Annotated in this window: 22 protein-coding genes and 1 other RNA gene; 9 read left to right on the top strand and 14 right to left on the bottom strand. The window is 70.2% G+C overall.

All coding sequences use genetic code 11. The features are described 5' to 3' along the window. Window positions 1–5: 5 nt before the first annotated feature. A complete protein-coding gene (locus tag MZC64_RS48550) occupies window positions 6–2888 on the bottom strand; it encodes a LuxR family transcriptional regulator (protein ID WP_247756038.1) in 2883 nt (960 codons plus the stop codon). Window positions 2889–3119: 231 nt separating this feature from the next. On the opposite strand from MZC64_RS48550, the gene MZC64_RS05905 reads away from it, so the two are divergent. After that, window positions 3120–3635, top strand: a complete 516-nt coding sequence (locus MZC64_RS05905) for an Arm DNA-binding domain-containing protein (protein WP_247756037.1) — start codon at window positions 3120–3122, stop codon at window positions 3633–3635. Window positions 3636–3641: 6 nt separating this feature from the next. Here the strand turns inward: MZC64_RS05905 and MZC64_RS05900 are convergent, their stop codons facing one another. The 5 genes from MZC64_RS05900 to MZC64_RS05880 are packed head-to-tail and all read right to left on the bottom strand — an operon-like array spanning window position 3642 to window position 8492. After that, the gene (locus MZC64_RS05900) at window positions 3642–4829 is read right to left on the bottom strand and encodes an FAD-dependent oxidoreductase (protein ID WP_247756035.1); all 1188 of its coding nucleotides are present in this window, start codon (window positions 4827–4829) and stop codon (window positions 3642–3644) included. 5 nt (window positions 4830–4834) lie between these two features. Then, entirely contained in the window at window positions 4835–5029 is a 195-nt protein-coding gene (locus MZC64_RS05895; protein WP_247756034.1) for a ferredoxin, read from the bottom strand. Window positions 5030–5045: 16 nt separating this feature from the next. Then, window positions 5046–6305 (bottom strand): cytochrome P450, encoded by a 1260-nt coding sequence (locus MZC64_RS05890; protein ID WP_308300965.1) that lies wholly within the window; start codon window positions 6303–6305, stop codon window positions 5046–5048. After that, entirely contained in the window at window positions 6302–7750 is a 1449-nt protein-coding gene (locus tag MZC64_RS48545; RefSeq protein ID WP_247756032.1) for a HAMP domain-containing sensor histidine kinase, read from the bottom strand. The genes MZC64_RS05890 and MZC64_RS48545 overlap by 4 nt, the downstream gene beginning before the upstream one ends. A gap of 4 nt (window positions 7751–7754) precedes the next feature. Beyond that, entirely contained in the window at window positions 7755–8492 is a 738-nt protein-coding gene (locus MZC64_RS05880; RefSeq protein ID WP_282104949.1) for a response regulator transcription factor, read from the bottom strand. Window positions 8493–8627: 135 nt separating this feature from the next. Here MZC64_RS05880 and MZC64_RS05875 point away from each other — a divergent pair, with 135 nt between their 5' ends. Both MZC64_RS05875 and kstD read left to right on the top strand, forming a co-directional pair. After that, window positions 8628–9680 carry an SMP-30/gluconolactonase/LRE family protein gene (locus MZC64_RS05875; protein ID WP_247756031.1) on the top strand — a complete coding sequence of 351 codons (1053 nt, stop codon included), beginning with the start codon at window positions 8628–8630 and terminating at the stop codon, window positions 9678–9680. Window positions 9681–9787: 107 nt separating this feature from the next. Further along, a complete protein-coding gene (gene kstD, locus MZC64_RS05870) occupies window positions 9788–11440 on the top strand; it encodes a 3-oxosteroid 1-dehydrogenase (protein ID WP_247756030.1) in 1653 nt (550 codons plus the stop codon). A 4-nt stretch (window positions 11441–11444) separates the two neighbouring features. On the opposite strand, the gene MZC64_RS05865 is transcribed toward kstD, so the two are convergent. Continuing rightward, window positions 11445–12029 carry a TetR/AcrR family transcriptional regulator gene (locus tag MZC64_RS05865; RefSeq protein WP_247756029.1) on the bottom strand — a complete coding sequence of 195 codons (585 nt, stop codon included), beginning with the start codon at window positions 12027–12029 and terminating at the stop codon, window positions 11445–11447. Between the two features lie 91 nt (window positions 12030–12120). Between MZC64_RS05865 and MZC64_RS05860 the strand changes: the two genes are divergently transcribed. Together MZC64_RS05860 and MZC64_RS05855 are read left to right on the top strand one after the other, a co-directional pair. Then, on the top strand, window positions 12121–12750 hold the full coding sequence (locus tag MZC64_RS05860; RefSeq protein WP_247756027.1) for an NAD(P)-dependent oxidoreductase: 630 nt from the start codon (window positions 12121–12123) through the stop codon (window positions 12748–12750). Continuing rightward, window positions 12747–13553, top strand: a complete 807-nt coding sequence (locus tag MZC64_RS05855) for a GDSL-type esterase/lipase family protein (RefSeq protein ID WP_247756025.1) — start codon at window positions 12747–12749, stop codon at window positions 13551–13553. Before MZC64_RS05860 ends, MZC64_RS05855 begins: the two co-directional genes overlap by 4 nt. Here the strand turns inward: MZC64_RS05855 and MZC64_RS05850 are convergent. Continuing rightward, window positions 13516–14085: a TIGR03086 family metal-binding protein gene (locus tag MZC64_RS05850; protein ID WP_247756291.1), complete on the bottom strand. Its 570-nt coding sequence runs from the start codon at window positions 14083–14085 to the stop codon at window positions 13516–13518. The two genes, MZC64_RS05855 and MZC64_RS05850, sit on opposite strands and share 38 nt — an antisense overlap. Window positions 14086–14161: 76 nt before the next feature. On the opposite strand from MZC64_RS05850, the gene MZC64_RS05845 reads away from it, so the two are divergent. After that, complete coding sequence (locus tag MZC64_RS05845; RefSeq protein WP_247756023.1) at window positions 14162–14905, top strand: helix-turn-helix domain-containing protein; 744 nt, start codon at window positions 14162–14164, stop codon at window positions 14903–14905. 410 nt (window positions 14906–15315) lie between these two features. On the opposite strand, the gene ssrA is transcribed toward MZC64_RS05845, so the two are convergent. Then, window positions 15316–15687: a transfer-messenger RNA gene (gene ssrA / locus MZC64_RS05840) on the bottom strand. A gap of 148 nt (window positions 15688–15835) precedes the next feature. Here ssrA and MZC64_RS05835 point away from each other — a divergent pair. Together MZC64_RS05835 and MZC64_RS05830 are read left to right on the top strand one after the other, a co-directional pair. Continuing rightward, entirely contained in the window at window positions 15836–17104 is a 1269-nt protein-coding gene (locus MZC64_RS05835; RefSeq protein ID WP_247756021.1) for a sensor histidine kinase, read from the top strand. After that, complete coding sequence (locus tag MZC64_RS05830; protein WP_247756019.1) at window positions 17092–17733, top strand: response regulator transcription factor; 642 nt, start codon at window positions 17092–17094, stop codon at window positions 17731–17733. The genes MZC64_RS05835 and MZC64_RS05830 overlap by 13 nt, the downstream gene beginning before the upstream one ends. On the opposite strand, the gene MZC64_RS05825 is transcribed toward MZC64_RS05830, so the two are convergent. Beyond that, window positions 17719–18330, bottom strand: coding sequence for a TetR/AcrR family transcriptional regulator (locus MZC64_RS05825; protein WP_247756017.1), 612 nt, complete (start codon window positions 18328–18330; stop codon window positions 17719–17721). The genes MZC64_RS05830 and MZC64_RS05825 overlap by 15 nt on opposite strands. An 89-nt stretch (window positions 18331–18419) precedes the next feature. Between MZC64_RS05825 and MZC64_RS05820 the strand changes: the two genes are divergently transcribed. Continuing rightward, the gene (locus MZC64_RS05820; protein WP_247756015.1) at window positions 18420–19172 is read left to right on the top strand and encodes an SDR family NAD(P)-dependent oxidoreductase; all 753 of its coding nucleotides are present in this window, start codon (window positions 18420–18422) and stop codon (window positions 19170–19172) included. A 1-nt stretch (window position 19173) separates the two neighbouring features. Here MZC64_RS05820 and MZC64_RS05815 read toward each other — a convergent pair whose 3' ends face one another. The 4 genes from MZC64_RS05815 to ftsE are packed head-to-tail and all read right to left on the bottom strand — an operon-like array spanning window position 19174 to window position 22207. Then, window positions 19174–20064 (bottom strand): amidohydrolase family protein, encoded by an 891-nt coding sequence (locus MZC64_RS05815; protein WP_247756014.1) that lies wholly within the window; start codon window positions 20062–20064, stop codon window positions 19174–19176. Next, window positions 20058–20534 carry an SsrA-binding protein SmpB gene (gene smpB, locus MZC64_RS05810; protein ID WP_247756013.1) on the bottom strand — a complete coding sequence of 159 codons (477 nt, stop codon included), beginning with the start codon at window positions 20532–20534 and terminating at the stop codon, window positions 20058–20060. Before smpB ends, MZC64_RS05815 begins: the two co-directional genes overlap by 7 nt. 32 nt (window positions 20535–20566) lie before the next feature. Next, a complete protein-coding gene (gene ftsX / locus MZC64_RS05805) occupies window positions 20567–21469 on the bottom strand; it encodes a permease-like cell division protein FtsX (protein WP_247756011.1) in 903 nt (300 codons plus the stop codon). A gap of 48 nt (window positions 21470–21517) precedes the next feature. After that, complete coding sequence (ftsE, locus tag MZC64_RS05800) at window positions 21518–22207, bottom strand: cell division ATP-binding protein FtsE (RefSeq protein WP_185009839.1); 690 nt, start codon at window positions 22205–22207, stop codon at window positions 21518–21520. Window positions 22208–22215: the final 8 nt, after the last annotated feature.

Here is a 22215-nt window from a genome sequence, read left to right as displayed (position 1 = left end):
CCGGTTCAGTCCCCGTTGGCGGCGCGCAACATGTGCGCCGCCAGCGCGGTGCGCGAGGGCAGTCCGGTCTTGGCCAGGATGTTGGACACGTGCGTGGTCACCGTGCGTTCGCTGAGCACCAGGCGTGCCGCGATCGCCTTGTTCGGGAAGCCCTGGCTGATCAGCTCGGCGATCTCGGTCTCCCGCACGGTCAGCTCCCCCGGCGACACCCTGGGCGCGGCCTTGGGCACCCGGCGGCCCTGTTTGCGTTGCAGTTTCACGGTTTGCTCGACCCAGCGGTCCGCGCCGGACTCGGTGAACAGCACGATCGCCCGGTCCAGTTCGGCCAGCGCCTGGGCGCGCTCGCCCGACTCGGCCAGTGCCGCGCCCAGGGTGAGGTGCGCCTTGCCCACGTTGAAGGGCAGGCCGTCGGCGGCAAAGCTGGCCACCGCGGCGCGGGCGAGTTCGACGGCCCGGCCGGATTCCTTGCGGGCCAGCGACAACAGGGCCTCGGACAGCAGGGCGTGGCCGGTGGAGCCGCGGATCAGCTCGTGCGCCAGGGTCTGGCAGTGCTTGAGCGCCTGCTCGGCGTAGTGGAGATCGCCGGCCGCGATGGCGTGCGCGACCAGTTGCTCCAGCTGGAAACTCGGCAGTTCCCACACCCGCCGGGACGGGTGCTGGTAGCTCAGCTCGGCGAAGTCGGCGGCCAGGTCCACCGGCCTGCCGGAGATCCGGCGGGCCTCGGCGAGCTGGAACACCGCAGGGCCCATCGAACGCAACTCGTGCTTGCGGGCCAGCTCCACCACCTCCTCGGCCAGTCGCACCGACCGGTCCAGATCACCCCGGTCCGCGGCGATCTCGCTGGTCAGCAACAGGCTCAGGGCCAGCTCGAAGGGCTGGCCGACCAGAGTGGCGACCTCGATGGCCTCCTCGGCGAACTGCTCGGCCTCGACCAACTCGCCCAGCATGTACAGCGCGGTGGCGGCGCGCAGCTGGCTGCGCAGCACCACCAGGTGGTGCCCGGAGCCACCGGCCAGCGCCAGGATCCGCTTGGCCTGCCGGACCGTGTCCGGGTAGCGGCCCTGGAACAGCCCGGCCCAGTGGCTGTGCTCGATCGCGAGCAGGTGCTGGGCCAGCTCGTCGTCGGTGAGCGCGTCGAAATCGGCGATGGAGCGGTCGATCCACTCCGCCGCGGCCGGGATGTCCCTGGCCTGAAACCGGTTGTAGGACAACAGTCCGCAGGCGCTGGCCTGCAGGCCGCGCACCTCCGGCACCGGGGGTGTGCCGGCGACCGCGGTGGCGTGCGCCTCGGCCACCGCCTGGTTGCCCAGCGCGTGCTCGACGAAGGCCAGCTCGTGGTGCAGGGTGGCCGCGGTGACCGGATCGGACTCGTCCACCGTGGCCAGTTCGGCGCGCAGCACCGGCGCGACCGCGCGGAACTGGCTCAGCCAGCGCTCGATCGTGGACCACAGCACCACCGCGCGGGTCTGCGCGGGCGAGCCACCGGGCCTGCGGCCGCGGATGAGCCTGCGCAGCACCTCGACGCCCTCCTCGGTGCGCCCGGCCGCGGTGAGCGCGTCGGCCAGTTCGACCTGGAGTTCCACCCGGTCCTCTGTGGACACCGCGGGCACCAGGCCGAGCGCGGCGGCCAGCCAGCGGGCCGCGGTGGCCGGCGCCCGGAAGCGGACCCGGCGGGCCGCCTCGACCAGCACCTCCACCGCCGCGGTGTCGCCGGGCCGGGCAGTCAGCTCCAGATGCCTGGCCCGGACCTCCGGGGCCGCGCCGCGCCGGTGCAGCACCTCGGCCAGCCTGCGGTGCGCGCCGTCCCGCCAGCTCAGCGGGGACGCGTCGTAGACCAGGTGCCGCAGCAGCGGATGCCGGAACTCCACCGCGCGAGCGCCGGTGCCGCCGCGGAAGACGTCCGCGGCCAGCGCCTCGTCCAGCGCGGCGCGCACCTGCACCACCGGCAGCACACTGGTGACCGCGACCAGTTCGGCGTCCACCGGCTCACCGGCCACCGCCGCGCCACGCACCACCAGCCGGGCCAGCGGACTCAGTCTGTCCACTTCGGACAGCAGCGCGGCCCGCACGTGCGCGGGCAGTTCCTCGCTCAGCTCGGCCGGGGTTTGCTGCCACAGCACCGGATCGGTGACGGTGGCCAGTGCCTGGAGGTAGAACGGGTTGCCCTGACTGGCCCGGTGCAGCCCGGCCACCCTGGCCTTGCCAGCCTCGGCGCCGAGCAGCAGCGCGGTGGCCTCCTGGCTGAGCGGGCCCAGTTCCAGCCGGTGCCCGTGGCCGTCGCTCATCGCCCGCGCCAGCATGGTGTGCCCGGCCACCGAGAGCTGCCGCGGCCGGTGCGCGACCACGAAGGTCAGCCTGCCCCGGCCCGGCCTGCGCACCAGGTGGTCCAGCAGTTCCAGCGAGGCGACATCGGCCCAGTGCAGATCGTCCAGCACCACCACCAGCCCGGCCCGGCCGACCACCGCCTCCAGCGCGGCCCGCACCGCGCGGTGCAGCACATGGCGTTCCGCGCCGAGGTTGTCCTGACCTGGCGCGCCGAAAGCCGGGAACACCGCGGCGCAGCGGGCCACCGTGACCGCGCCCAGCCGTTCGTACCAGGCCGGGCCGAGGGCGGCGAAGTGGTCGTCGAGGGCGTCGGCGAACACGCCGAAGGGCCGGCAGGTCTCGAACTCCGAGGCCCGGCCGAGCAGCACCTCCTGGCCCTTGTCCCGGGCCGCGTCGGCGAGTTCGGCGAGCAGGCGGCTCTTGCCGATGCCCGGCTCGCCGGCGATCTGCACGAACCGGAACCGGGCCGACGGCGGTCCGTCCACAATGGACACAAGCTCGGCGAGTTCCCGGTCCCGGCCGACAAAAGCGGACCTGCCCGGCTGCACACGGACCTGTGGCACAGCATCCCCCCGCGCTCAAACCCGGTGACCCCGGTGCAGGACCGTACTGGTGCACCTGGAGCAACGGGCGCTGCGTCAGTTTTCTCTATCCGGCTGTGCCCATTCGGGCGTACGGCCGGGGCTCACTTTAGTGCCGAAGCACCCACGTACGTAGTTGTGCCGAAGCACCGCGACCGCCCCCGGCGCTTGGCTGTGCCCTGCGAATCCGACCCGAGCACAGGGGGAAACACCTTGCGAAACCTGTCCAAGCTGGCCGCGCTCACCGCCGCGGTCGCCACCCTGGTCATCACCCCGGCCGCGATGGCCTCGCCGACGCCGATCCCGGCCAAGTCGATCACCCTGGACGCCGCCTCCTTCGCCGGGCAGCTCCCGGCCCCCGGCGCCCACCTGACCAGGGCCAGTGTCTTCTTCCACACCAACGACGAGGACAAGGACCACGACACCCACATCACAGTGACCGCCGTCGACCGCAACGGCACCACCGCGGCCAGGGTGGCCAACGCCTTCGGCGACTTCGACGACCACAGCGACAACGGTCCGTTCGGCATGTACATCCACAACCCGAGCCGCTGGGAGCTGCTGCAGGGCGGCAACCTGCACCTGCGCATCGACCCGAACGGCAACGACACCTGGCGGTTCAACTTCCGGGTGGACCTGCAGTTCTCCGACGGCAGCCAGCTCTCCTCCTGGGGCGACCGGCTCCAGATGAGCCAGAGCGACCGCACCCGCAACTTCCCGATCAGCTGACCAAGGTCAGGCTCCGGCAGGCGTCATCCCGTCGATGACCTGCTGCCGGTAGGGCCGCATGGCCCGAGCGCTGTTCCAGCCGACCGCGCCGGTCACCCGACCGGCGCGGCGGTACAGCGCCACGAACTTGCGCGAGTCCAGATCGCCTTCCACCACCTCGACCTCGTCCTGCGCGGCGGGCAGGCCGAAGCCCTGGATCTTGAGGTCGTACTGGTCGGTCCAGAAGTAGGGCAGCGGCTGGTACGGCTGGGCGTTGTCCGGTCCGGCCAGCAGGTTCTTGGCCACCGCGATGCCCTGTTCGGTCGCGTTGGTCCGGTGCTCCAGCCGGAGCTGGGCGCCCAGGCCGAGGTGCGTCCAGCTGGCCACGTCACCCGCGGCGTAGACCCCTGGCGCGGCCTGGCAGGTGGCGTCGCATTCGACCCCGGCCGCGCTGATGGTCAGCCCACTGCCCTGCAACCAGCCCACCGCCGGGTTGGCGCCGATGCCCAGCACCACCACGTCCGCGGGCAGCTTGGTGCCGTCCTCCAGCAGCACCGCGGTGACCCGGCCCATCGAGCCGGCCAGGCTGGCCACGCCCACCCCGGTGCGCACCGGCACCCCGTGGTCGGCGTGCACCTGGCTGATCAGTCCGCCGATCCGCGCGCCCAGCACCCGCACCATCGGCGCTTCCAGGGGTTCCACGATGGTCACCTCGGCGCCGAGCTTGCGCGCGGTGGCGGCCACCTCGCAGCCGATCAGCCCGGCGCCGACCACGACCACCCTGGGCCCGGTCAGCAGGTCGGCGCGCAACGCGAGCGCGTCGTCCAGGGTGCGCAGCACGTGCACCCCGGCCAGGCCCTCGGCGCTGGGCAGGGTGCGGGCGGCCACGCCGGTGGCGATCACCAGCCCGTCGTAGTCCAGCCCCGCGCCGTCAGCCAGCCCGACCCGGGCACGCGCCGGGTCCAGGCTGGTGGCGGCGTTGCCCAGGACCAGTTCCACGTCCAGGCCGTCGAGGTGGTCCTCGGCCCGCAACCGGGCCCGTTCGGGCGCCCAGTCCCCGGCCAGCACCTGCTTGGACAGCGGTGGGCGGTCATACGGCAGGTGTGGCTCCGCGCCCACCAGCGTGACCTTGCCCTCGTACCCGCCCCTGCGCAGGGCCTCCACCGTGGTCAACCCAGCGGCCGAGGCACCGACCACGACGACCTGACGCAACACCGTGTCTACTCCACTACTGAGATCGCGGCCGCGGGACAGCGGCTGACCGCATCATCCACCAGGGCGCGCTGGGAATCATCGGGAGTCGGGTCCAGCAACGCCACGATGCCGTCCTCCTCCCGCTGGTCGAACACCTCCGGCGCGGCCAGCACGCAGGACCCAGCGCCGCAGCAGCGGTCCTGATCGATCAGCACCTTCATCGGCGGAATTCCTCTCTCACCAGCGCACGGGCAGCTTGTGCACGCCGTAGATGGCCATGTCCGAGCGGAACGGGATCTCCGCCAGCGGCGCGGCCAGTTCCAGCGTGGGGAAGCGTTCGAACAACGTGCTGAACACCACCCGGAGTTCCATCCGGGCCAGTTGCTGGCCCAGGCACTGGTGCGGGCCGAAGCCGAAGGTCAGGTGCGCCACCGGCTGGCGGGTGATGTCCAGCCGCTCGGCGTCCTCCAGCAGCGCGGGGTCGAAGTTGGCCCCGGAGACGTGCAGCGCCACGATCTCGCCCGCCTTGATCAGGTGGCCGCCGATCTCCACGTCCTCCAGGGCGCTGCGCTGCAGGCCCAGGTGGATGATGGTCAGGTAGCGCAGCAGTTCCTCGACCGCCTTGTCAGCCAGCTCCGGCTTGTTCCGGAGCAACTCGAGCTGGTCCGGGTTCTCCAGCAGCACCGCGGTGCTCAGGCCGATCATGTTCGCGGTGGTCTCGTGCCCGGCGACGAGCAGCAGGAAGGCGAAGCTGACCAGCACCTCGTCGTCGATCAGTTCCTCACCGGCGTCCGCGCGCGCGATCAGGTCGGACAGCAGGTCCTCACCGGGGTCCAGCCGCTTGGTGCGCACCAGCACCCCCAGGTACCGGTCGAACTCGTCCACCGCCGCCTTGCGCCGCTCCGGCGGGGTGTCCAGCCGGAGCAGGTCCACGGTGACGGCCTGGAAGTGGTCCCGGTCGGCATACGGCACGCCGAGCAGCTCGCAGATCACCAGCGAGGGCACCGGCAGCGCCAGCTCCTCCACCAGGTCGACCACCCCGCCCTTGGCCGCCATGGCGTCGAGGTGCTCGTCCACGATCTGCTGGATCCGCGGTCGCAGGTGCTGCATCCGGCGGACAGTGAACTCTCTGGTCAGCAGCTTGCGGTAGGCCGGGTGCTCCGGCGCGTCCATGCTCAGCAGCATGCCCCGGCGGATCGGCTGCGGTTCCTGCTGGAGCTTGCTGAAGAGGAACCTGCGGTTGCGCACGGTGAACCGGGGATCGGTGAGCACAAGCCGGATGTCGGCGTGCCGGGTCAGCAGCCAGCCCTCGTCACCGCTGGGAAAGGTCATCCGGGAGATCGGCGTCGCGCTGTCGCGCAGCTCGCCGATCTCCTGTGGCGGGTGGAAGGGGCACTGCCGCTGCATGGGGAACGGCGGTGCGGCCATGGTCTCGGTCATCGCGGAGCCCTCCTCGTGGGAACGACTCCAGGTGACCAGGACCACCTGCCGGTTCACCGAATGTCACCTGACAGTTTGCTGACGTCGGGCGCCCCGCGCGGGATGACCACGGTGAACGCCGCGCCCTGCCCCGGCTGCGAGTCCACCCAGACCGAACCGCCGTGCGCCTCGCTGATCGCCCGCACGATGCTCAGCCCCAGTCCGGCCCCGCCCCGGCCGCGGGAGGAATCACCGCGGTAGAACCGCTCGAAGACCCGGCCCAGCTGGTCGGGGGACAGCCCAGGGCCCTCGTCGGCGACGACCACGCCGACCCCGCCCGCGCCCACCCCGCGTACCGCCACATGCACCGGACTGCCCGCCGGGGTGTGCTGCAGGGCGTTGCCGAGCAGGTTGCGCAGCACCTGGCGCAGCCGGTTGGCATCACCGCGCACCACCGCGTTCACCGTGGTGACGGCCAGGGTGATCTCGCGTTCGCCGTCGACCACCATCGCGTCGGCCACCGCGTCCCCGGCCAGCACCCCCAGGTCCACCGGTTCGGCCACCAGCGGCCTGCCCTGGTCCAGCCGGGCCAGCAGCAGCAACTCCTCGACCAGCGAGTGCATCCGGGTCGCCTCGTCCTCGATCCGGGTCATGGCCAGCTCGACCACCTGCGGATCGTCCACGCCCTGCAGGTAGAGGTCGGCCCAGCCGCGGATGGTGGTCAGCGGGGTGCGCAGCTCGTGCGAGGCGTCGGCGATGAAGCTGCGCAACCGTTCCTCGGAGCGCTGCCGGGCGTCGAAGGCCAGGTTGACCGCGTGCGCGAGCTGGTCCACCTCGGTGTTGCCGCCGGTCACCCCGATCCGCCTGGTGTGATCGCCCGCGGCGATGGCGGTGGCGTTGGCGGCCATGTCCCGCAACGGTTTCAGCCCGACCCAGAGCACGCACAGGGACAGCATCGCGAGCAGGCCGACGGTGCCCAGGGTGGCGATCAGGCCGAATCCGGCGAGTCCGGCGAGGGTGTCGGCGTTGGGGCGCAACGAGGTGGCCACCACGACGGTGTGCGCGAGGCTGCCGCTGGGGGTGTGCAGCGGCTGATTCAGCGATACGACCAGCGTGCGGTACTCCAGATCGGGATTTCCCTTGGCCAGCACGGTGTACGGCTCGCCGCCCGCGACCCGTCGCTGCGCGTCGGAGAGGTCGGGCACCGGCTCCGGCGGGCCACCGGGGCCGTCCGGCTGGACCTCCCTGATCACCTGCCCGGCGCCGTCGACCAGGGCGAAGTAGCTGCCGCTCGGCCCGAGCGCGCCCATCGCCTCGACGGCTTCCCTGGTCAGTTCCCGGTGATCCTTGTCGATCTGCTTGACCCGCAGCTCCACCACCCGCAACGCCTGGTCCACCCGCACCTGCAGGTAGTGCTGGAGCCCGAGGTAAGCGGCCGCGTCCACCACCACGATGCCGATGGTGGCCAGCAGGATGGTGCCGGCCAGCAACCGGCCGCGCAGCGAGGCGAACCGCCAGGCCACGCCGTCAGCCCTTGGCCGGGCGCAGCGTGTAGCCGAAACCGCGCACGGTGTGGATCAGCGGCGACCCCTCGGCGTCGACCTTGTGCCGCAACCGGGAGATGAACTTCTCCACCACCGCCGCGTCCCCGCCGAAGTCGTACTGCCACACGTGGTCCAGGATCTGTGCCTTGGACACCACCCGGCCGGCGTTGACCAGCAGGTAGCGCAGCAGTTTGTACTCGGTCGGGGACAGCTCCAGCTGCCGCCCGGCCCGGTGCACCTCGTGCGCCTCCTCATCCAGCACCAGCTCCCCGCAACGCAGTGCCGCGGACTCCTCCTGCCCGCCCCGGGTGCGCCGCAGCACCGCCTGCACCCTGGCCAGCACCTCGGCCACGCTGAAGGGTTTGGTCACGTAGTCGTCGCCGCCGAGGGTCAGCCCGCGCACCTTGTCCTCGGTGGAATCGCGCGCGGTCAGGAACACCACGGGCAGCCGCGGCCGGTCCAGCCGCAGCCTGCGGCACAGCTCGAACCCGTCGGTGTCGGGCAGCATGATGTCCAGGATCAGCAGTTCGGGGTTGCCGCTCTCCGCGGCCCGCACCGCCTCGGCCCCGCTGCCCGCGGTGAGCACGTCGTACCCGGCCAGCCGCAGCGTGGTGGCGAGCAGCTCGGTGATGTAGGGCTCGTCGTCGACCACGAGCACCTTGGTCCCCGCAGTCGCGGCCATCGCGTCCAGGCGCATCGCTCCGCCACCGCTTCCCGTCATCGACACCGGTCAAGGCTGTCACGACAACCCATCACCCTGACTCCCGACAGACCGTAGCCTGACCGTTTCCTGACGACCCGGGAAGTGGCCTTCCGGCTCTGGCGTGGTCTGAACCAGCCGGAAAGGATGCTGGCCATGAGACGACCCGCCGCACTGGCCCTGGCCACCACGCTGCTGCTCACGGCCACCGCGACCGCCGTTTCCGCCGCCCCGGAAGCCCCCGCGAGCCCGCCCGCCCAGACCAACCTCGCCCCGAACGAGGCCCCAGCCGCCCCGCACGCCCCGGCGAGCCTGCCCGCCCCAGCCTCCCTCGCCGCTCTCGATGCCCCCACCGCCCCGGTCACCTGGCCCATCGGCCCCCGCCCGGAAAGCGCTGTCCAAGCCTGGCAGGGCCGCGTCTACGTCTCCGTCCAGGGCGAAGCCACCCCCGGCCGCGATGACGGCGAGATCCGCACCCTCGACCCCGCCACCGGCCAGGTCAGCACCTTCGCCACCGGCCTGGACAACCCCCGCGGCCTGGCCTTCACCGGAAAGTTCCTGATCGCCACCGACTTCACCCGGGTGTGGCAGATCGACCGCACCGGCGCCAAGCGCGTGCTGGCCGAGTCCACCGCCTTCCCGCACCCGGTGGCCGCGCTCAACGACGCCGTCGCCGAACCCGGCGGCCAGGCCGTCTACGTCACCGAGATGGGCGCCAGGGAGAAGATGCGCGACCCCAGCGGCACCCTCTGGCCGGTGGACAGCCCCCAGGCCCTGGACATCCCGGCCCGCGCCCGCGTCTACCGGATCTCCTTGTCCGGCAAGGTGACCGAGGCCGCCGCCCCGTCCCGCCGGACCCTGATCCACAACGGCATCGCCCTCGGCAACCGCCCCGGCACCCTGCTCGCCGCCGAGTTCTTCTACGGCAACCTGACCGAGATCGACCTGCGCACCGGCCGCCAGAGCATCCTGGCCACCGGCTTCCGCGCCGCCGACGGCATCGAGCAGGCCACCGACGGCACTGTCTACGTCTCCAGCTACGACCAGGGCGCGGTGTGGCGGGTCGACCGCGCCGGCGAGCACCCGAAACTCCTGCTCGCCGGCCTCGGCTCGGGCGGCACCGCCGACTTCCTGCTGGACGAGCGCGGCAAACGGCTGCTCATCCCGGACACCACCCGCGGCACCGTGACTGTCCTGCCACTCAGTTGAACACGTTCTACCTTTGGCCGGACAACTTCCTTCTTTTGGCAGAACACAGCCACTCGCCGAAACTATAACCTGTTTCACATTATCCCCCGACCCAACGGAGGGCGGCGATGGCGGAGTTCGACGTGGTGGTGGTCGGTGCCGGAGCCGCGGGGATGACCGCGGCCCTCACCGCGGCCAAGCGTGGATTGCGGACCGTCGTGCTGGAGAAGGCGGCGGTCTTCGGTGGGTCGATGGCCCGCTCGGGCGCGGCGATCTGGATCCCGAACAACGAGGTGCTGCTGGCCGCGGGTGTGCCGGACACGCCGGAGAAGGCCGCCACCTACCTCGCGCACGTGGTCGGCGACATCCCGATCGAGCGCCAGCGGGCCTACCTGTCCAACGGCCCGGCGATGCTCTCCTTCCTGCAGCGCAACAGCCCGCTGAAGTTCACCTGGATGGAGGGCTACTCCGACTACTACCCGGAGTTCCCCGGCGGGATCCCCGCCGGCCGCTCGATCGAACCGCAGATGATCGACGGCCGGATCCTGGGCGCGGAGCTGGCCAACCTCAATCCCCCTTACATGGCAACGCCACCGGCCACCGTCGTCTACGGCGTCGACTACAAGTGGCTCACCCTCATCGCCCGGCACCCGCGCGGCGTGGCCACCGCCAGCACCATGGTCGCCCGCGGCATCGCGGCCGGTCTGGCCGGCCAGAAACCGCTGACCATGGGCGGCGCGCTGGCCGGCGGGCTCCGCGCGGGCCTGATGACCGCCGGGGTCCCGGTCTGGCTGAACACGCCACTGGTCGACCTGCTGGTGGAGAACGGCCGGGTCACCGGCGTGATCGCGCAACAGAACGGCGCCCAGATCCAGGTCCGCGCCCGGCGCGGGGTGATCGTCGGCTCCGGCGGGTTCGAGCACAACGAACGTATGCGCAAGGAGTACCAGGAAGAACCCATCGGGACCGCCTGGTCTGTCGGCGCCAAGGCCAACACCGGCGCCGGAATCGAAGCGGGCCAACGGATCGGCGCCGCCACGGACCTGCTCGACGACGCCTGGTGGGGCCCGGCGATCCCACTGCCCGAGGGCCCGTACTTCTGCCTGTCCGAACGCACCCTGCCCGGCTGCATCCTGGTCAACGGCGCGGGCAAACGCTTCGTCAACGAGGCCGCGCCCTACAGCGACGTCGTGCACGTGATGTACGAGAAGGACCAGCCTGGCGCCTCGCACATCCCGGCCTGGCTGATCACCGACCAGCAGTACCGGAATCGCTACCTGTTCAAGGACATCGCGCCCCTGCTGCCGCTGCCGCAGGCCTGGTTCGACAGCGGCGCGATGGCCAAGGCGGACAGCATCGAGTCGCTGGCCGCCCGGATCGGCATCCAGCCGGTGCTGCTGCGCGAGACCGTGGACCGCTTCAACGGCTTCGCCCGCGCAGGCCGCGACCCGGACTTCAAACGCGGCGACAGCGCCTACGACCACTACTACGCCGACCCCACCAACACCCCCAACGCCTGCCTGGCCCCCATCACCCAGGGCCCGTTCTACGCGATGAAGATCGTCCCCGGCGATCTGGGCACCAAGGGCGGCATGCGCACCGACGCCCGCTCCCGGGTCCTGCGCCCCGACGGCACCGTCATCCCCGGTCTCTGGGCCTCCGGCAATTGCACCAGCGCCGTGATGGGCCGCAGCTACGCAGGCGCGGGCTCGACCCTCGGCCCCGCCATGACCTTCGGCTACATCGCCGCCCACGACATCGCCGACACCCCGGCCCGCTGACCCGTCACTTCCCCAGCCCGGCCAACAAAGTTCCCACCAACCGCTCCGCCACCTGATCCAGCGACTCCGCGGGCTCGACGAAGTGCCCGAGGAACGCGTGCTGCATGCAGGCCCCGGTCAGCAACTCCGCCGCCCCCACCGGATCCACCCCGTCCGCCAGCCGCCCACCCGCCTGTTCCGCGGCCAGGTACCCGGCCACCGCCTGCCCGACGAACTGCGGTCCGTTGCCCCGTTCGCGCAGCACCGCCCGATGCGCCGCGAACAACTCCGGCTCGGCGAACAACGAGGCCGCCATCGGGAAGGACTCCCCGAAGAACACCAGCATCGCCCTGGTCAGCTCCACCAGCGTGCCCCGCACCGCACCGGCCCCGACCCGCTCGGGCAACGCGGTCAGCCGCGCCAGCAGCTCCCCGGGCACCCGCTCGCCCAGCACCGCGAGGAACAGCTCGGTCTTGCCCGCGAAGTGCTTGTACAAAGCGGCCTCGGACAGCTCCGCCGCCTTGGCGATCTCCTTGGTGGTGGCCCGCGCCAGGCCCTTGGTGCGCAACACCGACGCCGCCGCGTCCAGGATCCGGCCCCGAGTACTCACACATCCTCCGCTCACCGCCGACGGTTGACAGGTTAGTGAACACTCACCCACCATAGTAGTTAGTGAGCACTCACTAACCATTGGGGAGTCCATGAACATCACCGTCTTCGGCGCGTCCGGCCGCACCGGCGAGCACGTCGTCCAGCAGGCACTCCTGGCAAAACACCAGGTCACCGCGGTGGTCAGAAACCGGGCCAAACTCCAGCTGCACCACCCCGCGCTGACCATCGCCCAGGCCGACGTGCTCGACCCCGCCGCCATCACCGAACACCTCATCGGCCGCGACGCGGTCATCTCCGCCCTCGGCGCCGGCAACCTGAAGCCCACCACGATCTGCACGGACAGCGCCGAGTCCATCCTGCGCGCGATGCCCAAGGCAGGCGTCCGCAGGCTGGTCGTGGTCAGCACCTCCGGCGCCACCACCGAAGGCGACGATCCCGCCACCCGCTACCTGCTCAAGCCCATCCTGAACCGCGTTTTCCGGCACCCCTGGGGAGATATGCGCCGGATGGAAGAACTGATCATGGCCAGCGACACCGACTGGACGATCGTGCGCCCGCCTCGCCTGACCAACGCCGCGCACACCGGCGTCTACCGCATCGCCAACGGCCGCAACATCCCCGGCGGCAACAGCATCCCGCGCGCCGACCTGGCCGACGCCCTGCTGCACGCCCTGACCATCCCGTCGACCGTCGGCACCGCCCGAACGGTCGCGACATGAGAAAACCCTTGCGCCGCACCCTGATCGCCCTGGCCGCGAGCACCGCGGTCCTCGTTGCCGGCACCGCCGCGCTGGCCTACGCGGCCTTCCTCCGCGCCCCGGAGAACTCCCCGTCCGCCTACCAGAACCGCGCGAAGGACCCCTCGGTGCGCCAGGTCCTGCTCGCCGTGGGCTCCAGCTCCACCCGCGGCACCCTCAGCACCGACTGGGTAGGCGCCCGCACCCGGCTCGGCCCAGCGACCGCGGTGATCAACGCAGGCGTCAACGGCGACACCACCACCGACCTCCGCCACCGCCTGGACACCGACGTCCTGGCCTGCCAACCCACCGCGGTGACCCTGCTCATCGGCGCCAACGACGCCCGCGACCAGGTCCCCCTCCCCACCTTCACAAACAACCTCACCAACATCCTGACCCGCCTGAAACCAACCAGGACAGCGATCCTCTCCCTCCCACCCCAAGGCGAAAACCTGACCTCCCAAGCAAACCAGGCCCTAACCCCCTACAACCAGGCCATCAAAGACCTGGCCGTCCAGCACAACATCACCTACCTCCCCCTCAACGAAGCACTGACCACCCTGCTCCGCGAACACAACGGCACCCCCACCGCCCAGGACTTCACCTTCCTGGACACCTTCGCCATCGCCATCCAGCGCTACCTACTAGGCCGTTCCTGGAACACCATCTCCAGCACCAACGGCCTACACCTGCTCACCGACAACCTGCACCTGAACGACCGCGCAGGCGAGGTGGTCACCACCCTGGTCACAACCTGGCTGTCCACCCCGGATCCCGCCCGGTAAGCCCCAAAACCCGATCCACTGTGGACGCAGACGAAGACACCACAACCTCCTCCCCATAAACCCCCATCTCCCGCCCCTGCTGCGCGGTCATGGACACCTGCTCGAACAGGAAATCCACCAACCCCGCATCCCACTCCACCACCTGCCCAGTAGCCCGAGCCAAATCCCACCCATGCACCACAAGCTCGGCAACAACCATGCCCCCCACCACAGCAGCAGGTATCTGCTCAGCCCCACCCATCCAGGTCAATCCCTCCCAAGCCGACCCCTGCCCCCAAGCCTCCACAGTCCGCCCAACCTGCCCCGCCAACGCACCAACCCACCCATCCCCCACCAAATCAACCTCGCCTTCGCTCGCCGCAGGCGGCGGCACAGATTCCTTCCGCCCCGCCCCCTCCAACGAGGGCCCCCAGAACAACAGGTGATTCACCAACCCCCGCACGTCGTACTCGGAACAAGGCGTGGCAGCTCCCAACGACTCCCCAGTCAGATTCCGCACCACCGCGCCCAACGGCGCCCCCACCAACAACATGTGCTCAGCAGACATGTCCCCAACCTAGGCACGCCCAGCCCCCGCGTATTGAACAAACGCGACATAAAATCCCCCCGTGCCCAGGGACCCACGCGAACTGGCCAGCGCCTGGAAGAACTTCCAGCGCCACACCTACACGGCCCCGTCCCCCGACCTGGCCCCCTACGTAGACCAGTACTGGTCAGTCACCTGGGACTACCCCGAGCCCTACCAACAAAAGATCGTCCCCCACCCGCACATCCACCTGACCTTCCAGGACAACAACGCCACCATCAACGGCGTCCGCACCCGCTTCCACCACAAACTCCTGGCAGGCAACGGATCCGTCTTCGGCATCCGCTTCCACCCCGGCTGCTTCCGCCCCTTCCTCAACCACCCAATCTCCCAAATAACCAACAAAACCCTAGACGCCACAACACTTTTCGGCCCACCCCCACCATCCCCAACAACAGTGGAAGCCGCCGAAACCTACCTACGCCAACACCTCCCACCCCCAGACCCCCGCGCCCAAGAAGCAGCAGCCATCGTCAACACCATCGCCACCACCCCCACCCTGTCCCGGGTAGAAGCAGTAGCCCAAGCCCACAACACCACAGTCCGCCAGCTACAACGCCTCTTCGCCGACTACGTAGGCGTAGGCCCCAAATGGGTAATCCGCCGCTACCGCCTACACGAGGTAACCCAACGCCTCAGCACCGGCGACCAGATCAACTGGTCCACCCTCGCCACCGACCTCGGCTACGCCGACCAACCCCACTTCACCCGAGACTTCAAATCCCTCTTCGGCGAACCCCCCACCACCTACGCAGCCCGCTACTGAGGCGCAAGTCGAGAGCAGGCGCAGAGCGACGGTGCGACGACACAGGGGACGCAGGAGGACGGACGGACGGCGGGCGGGGACACCCGGAAGCCCAGGGTCGGTGAGAGAAAGGCCGAGCAAGGAGAGGCAAGGCGGAAGGCGCGCGGCAGGCGGAAGAGCCGGACCGGAGGCCAGAGGCGGGTGCGGGAGAAGAAGGGATGGAGCCGGGACGAAGGGGTTGGGGCAAAAGGGTTTGGGGGAAAGGGGAAACCCCAAAAAGCAGCAACCCCAGCAATCCCTCGCAACTCGCACCGACGATGGGGGTCCGGGGGCGCAGCCCTCCGGCTGGGGGCCTGGGGGGCTCGGCCCCCCAGAGCAATGACGACACCGAGCCCCGCCCGCAGCTTCTCCGCGGGCAGGGCTCGGCCAATCGGTGGAGGTGCCGGGAATCGAACCCGGGTCCTCTGCCGCTTCGACAGGACTTCTCCGTGCGCAGTCTGCTCTGTCTCTACTCGGCCCTGTTGATCACACAGACAAGTTCAACATGACGGGCCCAGCCACTGTGGGTTTCCCCGTTGCTCCCCGTGACCGGGAACGCGGGTAAGTCTCCTAGCTGATGCCGGACACCGGGTCGGAGACGCACCCGGGCCGACAGCTTCACTCTTACCGTCAGGCGGCGAGAGCGAAAGCGCGCTGATTGTTGTCGGCGCTTGATTTTTTTGCAGCGACGCTTGCGGTGGTCATCTGCCTGCACCGGCACGCTTCCCCTGCCTAAACGTCCAGAGTCGAAACCGTTCACCCCCGTGGGTTGTGGATGTGCCTGCACAGAGGATAACGCTTCGGGCGGCGCTGGTCATTCCGGTTCCTCCTGGCGGGGTGGGGACAGCCCTACCCCCAGGTGACGGGGTCGCTCCATGGTCGTTGCCGAGGGTGATGCAGCAGGCTTGGGCCATGACGGAGACCACCGCCCCGAGCCGAGTCGGCGGCAGCCTGAAATACGCTGCCCGCTCCGCGCTCTACCTGCTGTCCGGGTTCCCGCTGAGCACGTTCTGGTTCGTGCTGTTCGTGACGCTGCTCTCGGTCAGCGCGGGCACCGCGATCATCTGGGTGGGCGTGTTCCTCTTCTTCATCACGCTGTTCATCGCCCGCGGCGCGGCCAGCCTGGAACGGCTGTGGCTGGGCATCGTGATGGGCCATGACGTCTCGCACCCCTACCGCCCGCTGCCGGTCGGCGGACCGCTGGGCAAGCTCAAGAGGATGATCACCGATCCGGCCACCTGGCGGGATCTGGTCTTCCTGGTGGTGTTGTTCCCGGTGCGGTTGTTCGGCTTCGTGTTCGGGCTGCTGCTGGTCACGGTGCCGGTGTCCTTCCTGGGCGCGCCGTTCTGGTACTGGACGGTGCCCGGCGGCATCCAGGTCAACCTGGGCATCGACTGGAGCATCGACACCCTCGGCGAGGCGCTGCTCGCGGTGCCGATCGGACTGCTCCTCGCGATTCCCTGCGTGGCCGGGCTGCGCGGGCTGGGCTGGGTGTACGCCCAGCTGGCCGCCGGTCTGCTTCGCCCGAGTTCGGTGCAGTCGCTGACCACCGAGGCGACCGAGCTGCGAGCCAGCCGGGCCCGCGGGGTGGACGCGGCCGAGGCCGAGCGCAGGCGGATCGAGCGGGACCTGCACGACGGGGCGCAGCAGCGGCTGGTCTCGGTGGCGATGGAACTCGGCCGGGCCAAGGCCAAGCTGGACTCCGATCCGGCGGCGGCCAGGGTGCTCATCGACGGCGCGCACAGCGAGGCCAAGCAGGCCATCGCGGAACTGCGTGACCTGGCCCGCGGCATCTACCCGGCGGTGCTCGGCGACCGCGGCCTGGACGCGGCGCTGTCCGCGCTGGCCGGCCGCTGCCCGGTGCCGGTGCACGTCTCGGTGGAGCTGCCGCAGCGGCCGCCGACGGTGGTGGAGAGCACCGCCTACTACATCGTGGCCGAGGCGCTGACCAACGTGGCCAAGCACGCCAAGGCGGTCACGGTCGCGGTGACCGTGCAGCGGCACGGCGACCGGGTGCTGGTGGAGATCTACGACGATGGCCGCGGTGGCGCCACCGCCGCGCCGGGTGGTGGACTGGCCGGGCTGGCCGACCGGGCTGCCACCATCGACGGTGTGCTGACCGTGGACAGCCCCGAGGGCGGGCCGACGAAGATCCGGGCGGAGTTGCCGTGCACGTGGTGATCGCGGAGGACTCGGTGCTGCTGCGCGCGGGCATCGAGCGGCTGCTGGCCGATGAGGGCATCCGGACGGTGGCCACCACCGCCGACGGCGCGAACCTGCTGGACCTGGTCACCGAGCACCAGCCGGACCTGGCCGTGGTGGACGTGCGGATGCCGCCGACCTTCACCGACGAGGGCCTGCGGGCCGCGCTGGCGGTACGCGAACGCCACCCCGGGTTCCCGGTGCTGGTGCTCTCCCAGTACGTGGAGGAGCGCTACGCGGTGGAGCTGATCGGCGGCGGCGCGGCAGGCGTGGGTTACCTACTCAAGGAGCGGGTGGCCGATGTGGCCGAGTTCGTGGACGCGGTCCGCCGGGTGGCCGGTGGCGGCACCAGCATCGACCCGGAGGTCATCGCCCAGCTGCTCGGCCGCCGCCGCGATCCCCTCGAACAGCTCACCCCGCGCGAGCGGGAGGTGCTGACGCTGATGGCCGAGGGCAACTCCAACCTGGCCATCGCGAAATCACTGCAGGTCTCCGACGGCGCGGTGGAGAAGCACATCGGCAACATCTTCGCCAAGCTCGCGCTGGAGCCCACCCCGGACGAACACCGCAGGGTGCGGGCCGTGCTGACCTACCTAGGCCACCACTGACCAGCTGCGCAGCGCGGCGAGGGCCCCGTCCAGCGCGGCCTCTAGCGGGGCGTGCGAGCGCATGCTCTGGCTGAGCAGCTTCCCGCCCTGCAGGGCCGCGAGCAGCACCAGCGACAGCTGCTCCGGATCGGCCTCGGCCCGCAGCAACCCGTTGTCCCGCATCCGGACCAGCCCGGCCAGCAGGTAACCACGCCACCGCTCCATGTGCCCGTGCAGTTCGGCCGCGAGCTTCTCGTCATTGCCCGCGACCTCGGCGGCCACCGCGCCGATCGGGCAGCCGAAGTGCGGTTGCCCGGCGTAGTGCGCGAGCACCGCGTCCCGCCAGCCGTCCCAGTCCGCCCAGGTGTCCAGGCGGTCCAGCCAGGGCCGCTGGGCGTCGACGAAGCGGCCGCTCTGGAAGCCCGCGATGGCGCCGACCAGCTCGGATTTGCCGCCGGGGAAGTAGTGGAAGAGCTGGCTCTTGCTGGTGCCGGTGCGCTCCCGGATGTCGTCCAGGCTGGTGCCGCCGACGCCGTGCGCGAGCAGCAGATCCGCCGCCGCCTCGACTATCCGGGACCGCGTGGCCGCACCTCGCGCGGTGAGGTTTGCCGAGGTCATGGGCCCTACCCTACGCGCTCTGGACCGCACGGTCCACTTCTGTGCTAGCTTCTGGACCGTACGGTCCACTCTGCTCGGAAGGATCCGCCATGCGTTTGGCGAACAAGACCGCCCTGGTCACCGGTTCCACCAGCAATCTCGGCCGCGCCATCGCGCTGGCCTACGCCGCCGAGGGCGCGCACGTGCTCGTCACCGGCCGCGATCCTGGCCGCGGCACGGCCGTGGTCGCCGAGATCCAGGCCGCCGGCGGCCGGGCCGATTTCCTGGCCGCCGACCTCAGCGGCTCCCCGGCGGCGGCCCGCGAGTTCGCCGCGAAGGCCACCGGGGTGCTCGGCGGCCGGATCGACATCCTGGTCAACAACTCCGGCGCGATCGGTGGCCGCACCACCACCGACACCGACGAGGCCGCCTTCGACCAGGTCTTCGGGGTCAACGTGAAGGCGCCGTTCTTCCTCACCGCCGCCATCGCGCCCGCTATGGCCGCCCAGGGCGGCGGTGTGATCATCAACCTGGGTTCCTGGGTAGCCCGCCTCGGCATCCCGATCGGCGCGGCCTACGCGGCCTCCAAGGGCGCGCTGGAGACCCTCACCCGGGCCTGGTCCGCGGAGTTCGGCCCGGCCGGGGTGCGGGTGAACGCGATCTCGCCCGGCGTGGTGCACGCCGACACCGAAGGCCACCCGGCCGCGGCGATGATGAAGGGCACGCCCTACGGCGCGATCGGCCAGCCGGAGGCGATCGCCCAGGCCGCGGTCTACCTGGCCAGCGCGGACGCGGCCTTCGCGCACGGCACCGTGCTGGACGTGGACGGCGGCCGGCTCGGCGTGGCGGTCCTGGCGGGTTGAGTCAGCGGCCGAGCAGCTTGGCCGGGGTGTCGTGCAGAACGGCCCGCAGGAAGTCCGGCCCCAGGTCCTCGGCCCAGCCCGCGATGGCCCGCAACTGCTCGCTGTACTCGTACGGAATATTCGGGAAGTCGGTCCCGAGCGCGATCCGGTCGCCGAACTCGGCCAGTCGCGCGTTCCAGTCCGCGGGCAGCGGCGCGCCGCCCACGGTGAAGGGCACCCCGACCATGGTGGTGTCCAGGTGCACCCTCGGATAGCGGGCCACCAGGTCCAGCGCGCCCGAGTAGTCCGGCAGGCCGGCGTGCGCGAGCACCGCGGTCAGCCGAGGATGCCTGCGCAGCACCGGCTCGAAGACCTCCAGCCCGGTGAACCGGCCGGGCAGCGGCCCGTGTCCACAGTGGATCACCACCGGCACGCCGGATTCGGCGATCAGGCCCCACACCTTGTCCAGCAACGGATCCGCCGGGTCGTAATCGCCCACCTGCACATGCGCTTTGAGGCAGCGCACGCCCTCGGACAGCGCGCGGGCCAGGTAGTCCGCCGCGCCCGGCTCCGGGTAGAAGGTGCCGGTGCGCACCGCCTCCGGCACCTGCTCGGCGAACCCGGCCGACCACTCGTTGAGCCAGTCGGCCATGCCGGGCTTGTGCGGGTAGACCAGCGGCGCGAACCCGATCACGCCGAACCCGCGCAGCAGCTCCACCCTGGCCTGCTCGTCCACCCGGTAGGTCACCGGCCATGGCGTGCCGTAGTGCTCCGCGGCCGCGTCGAAGTAGGCCCACACCTTGGCCAGCACCCGCTCCGGCATGAAATGCACGTGCAGGTCGACCAGACCGGGCAGCCCGAGCCCGCGTACCCAGTCGCGGATCTGCCCGTCGCTGCCCGGCCCGGTCACCACTTGCCCTTGCGGATCCGGCCGGCGACCTTGGCCACCTCGCGCTCGGCGTCCCGCTTGGCCAGGTCGTGCCGCTTGTCGTAGGCCTTCTTGCCGCGGGCCAGGGCCAGTTCGATCTTGACCTTGCCGTCGTTGAAGTACATCGACAGCGGCACCAGGCTCAGCCCGCTCTCCTTGAGCTTGCCGATCAGGCGCTCGATCTCCCTGCGGTGCAGCAGCAGCTTGCGGTTGCGCCGAGGGGTGTGGTTGGTCCAGGTGCCCTGGAAGTACTCCGGGATGTGCAGGTTCCGGAGCCACACCTCGCCGTCGTCCACGGTGGCGAAGGCGTCGACCAGCGAGGCGCGGCCGAGACGGAGGCTTTTGACCTCCGTGCCGACCAGCACCACGCCGGCCTCATAGGTGTCGACGATCGCGTAGTCGTGCCGAGCCTTGCGGTTCGACGCGATCACCTTGCGACCAACTTCTTTGGGCATGAAAACGACCTTACGTGCGGAGAAAACCCATTTTACTGCCGCACGTACAGCCGCAGCGTCACGTAGCCGGTGACCGCCGAGATCACCACGCCGACCAGGAACAGCCAGGGCGAGACGTAGAGCACGTCACCCATGCCGATCGGCGGGAGCACCGCGTTCTTCACCGGCTCGGCCATCATCGGGTCCACCACGGTGGCCTTGAGGATGGACAACCCGGTGACCGCCAGGATCGAGCCGATCACCCCGGCCACCACGGCCTCGATGAGGAAGGGCAGCTGGGTGTACCACCGGGTCGCGCCGACCAGGCGCATGATGCCGACCTCGGTGCGTCTGGTGAACGCGGACACCTGGATGGTGTTGGAGATCAGCAACAGCGCGGCCAGCGCCTGCAACAGCGCGATGAAGAACACGCCGTTGCGCAGGCCGTCGAAGAAGGCGAACAGCTGGTCGATCAGCGCCCGCTGGTCATTGATCTTGGCTACGCCTGGTTTGTCCTTGTACTCCTTGGCCAGCGCGTCGAACCGGGTCGGGTCCTTGAGCTTGACCCGGAACGAGGCGGGCAGCGATTCCGGGCGGACGATCTCCACCAGGTCGCGGTTGGTCGCGTAGATCTCCTTGAACCGCGCGAAGGCCTTGTCCCGGCTTTCGTAGGTGACGGTGTCCACGAGCGGGCTCTCGGACAGGCTCTTCCGCAGCGCGGAACAGATGTCCTGGGCGCATTCCTTGTCGTTGGCGCTGAGATCGCCGGACAGGGTCACACCGACCTGGAGCTTGTCGTAGTACTGGTTCTGCACCTTGTCGATGAGCCGCACGATCAGCAGGCCACCACCGAGCAGGCCGAGGGAGATCGCCGTCGTCAGGATCATCGCGATCGTCATCGTGATATTCCGGCGCAGGCCGGTGATGACTTCGCTGAACACAAAACTGGCGCGCATCGGGCTTCGGCGTTCCTTGGGTAGTCGGGCAGGAGTCGGGGGTCGGACCTAGCGGCCGACGCCGTACACCCCTCGGGCGTCGTCACGGATGACCTTGCCGAGGTGCAGCTCCACCACCCGGCGGCGCATGGCGTCGACGATCGAGTGGTCGTGCGTCGCCATCAGCACGGTGGTGCCGGTGCGGTTGATCCGCTCCAGGAGCAACATGATGTCCTGGCTGGTGTCGGGGTCCAGGTTGCCCGTTGGCTCGTCGGCCAGCAGCAGCAACGGCCGGTTCACGAACGCTCGCGCGATCGCCACCCGCTGCTGCTCACCACCGGACAACTCGTTGGGCAGCCGGTCCGCCTTGCCGTCCAGACCGACCAGTTCCAGCACCTCGGGCACCACCTTGCGGATGGTGTGCCGGGGCTTGCCGATCACCTCCAGCGCGAACGCCACGTTCTCCGCGACGGTCTTGTTGACCAGCAACCGGAAGTCCTGGAACACGCAGCCGATGCGCTGGCGAAGCCGGGGCACACGGCGCCGTGACAGCTTGCCGACGTTGTAGTCGGCCACGTGCACGGTGCCCTTGCTCGGCGTCTCCTCCCGCAGCAGCAAACGCAGGAACGTCGACTTGCCGGAGCCGGACGGACCGATGAGGAAGACGAACTCGCCCTTGTCCACATGCACCGACACATCGTCGAGCGCGGGACGGGTCGAGGTCTTGTAGGACTTGGACACGTGTTCGAGCCGAATCACGACGCCGG

Source organism: Crossiella sp. S99.2 (assembly GCF_023094165.1).
GTDB lineage: Bacteria > Actinomycetota > Actinomycetes > Mycobacteriales > Pseudonocardiaceae > Crossiella.
Note: the sequence above shows the minus strand (reverse complement) of the source record. Positions and strands in the feature narration are given on the sequence as shown.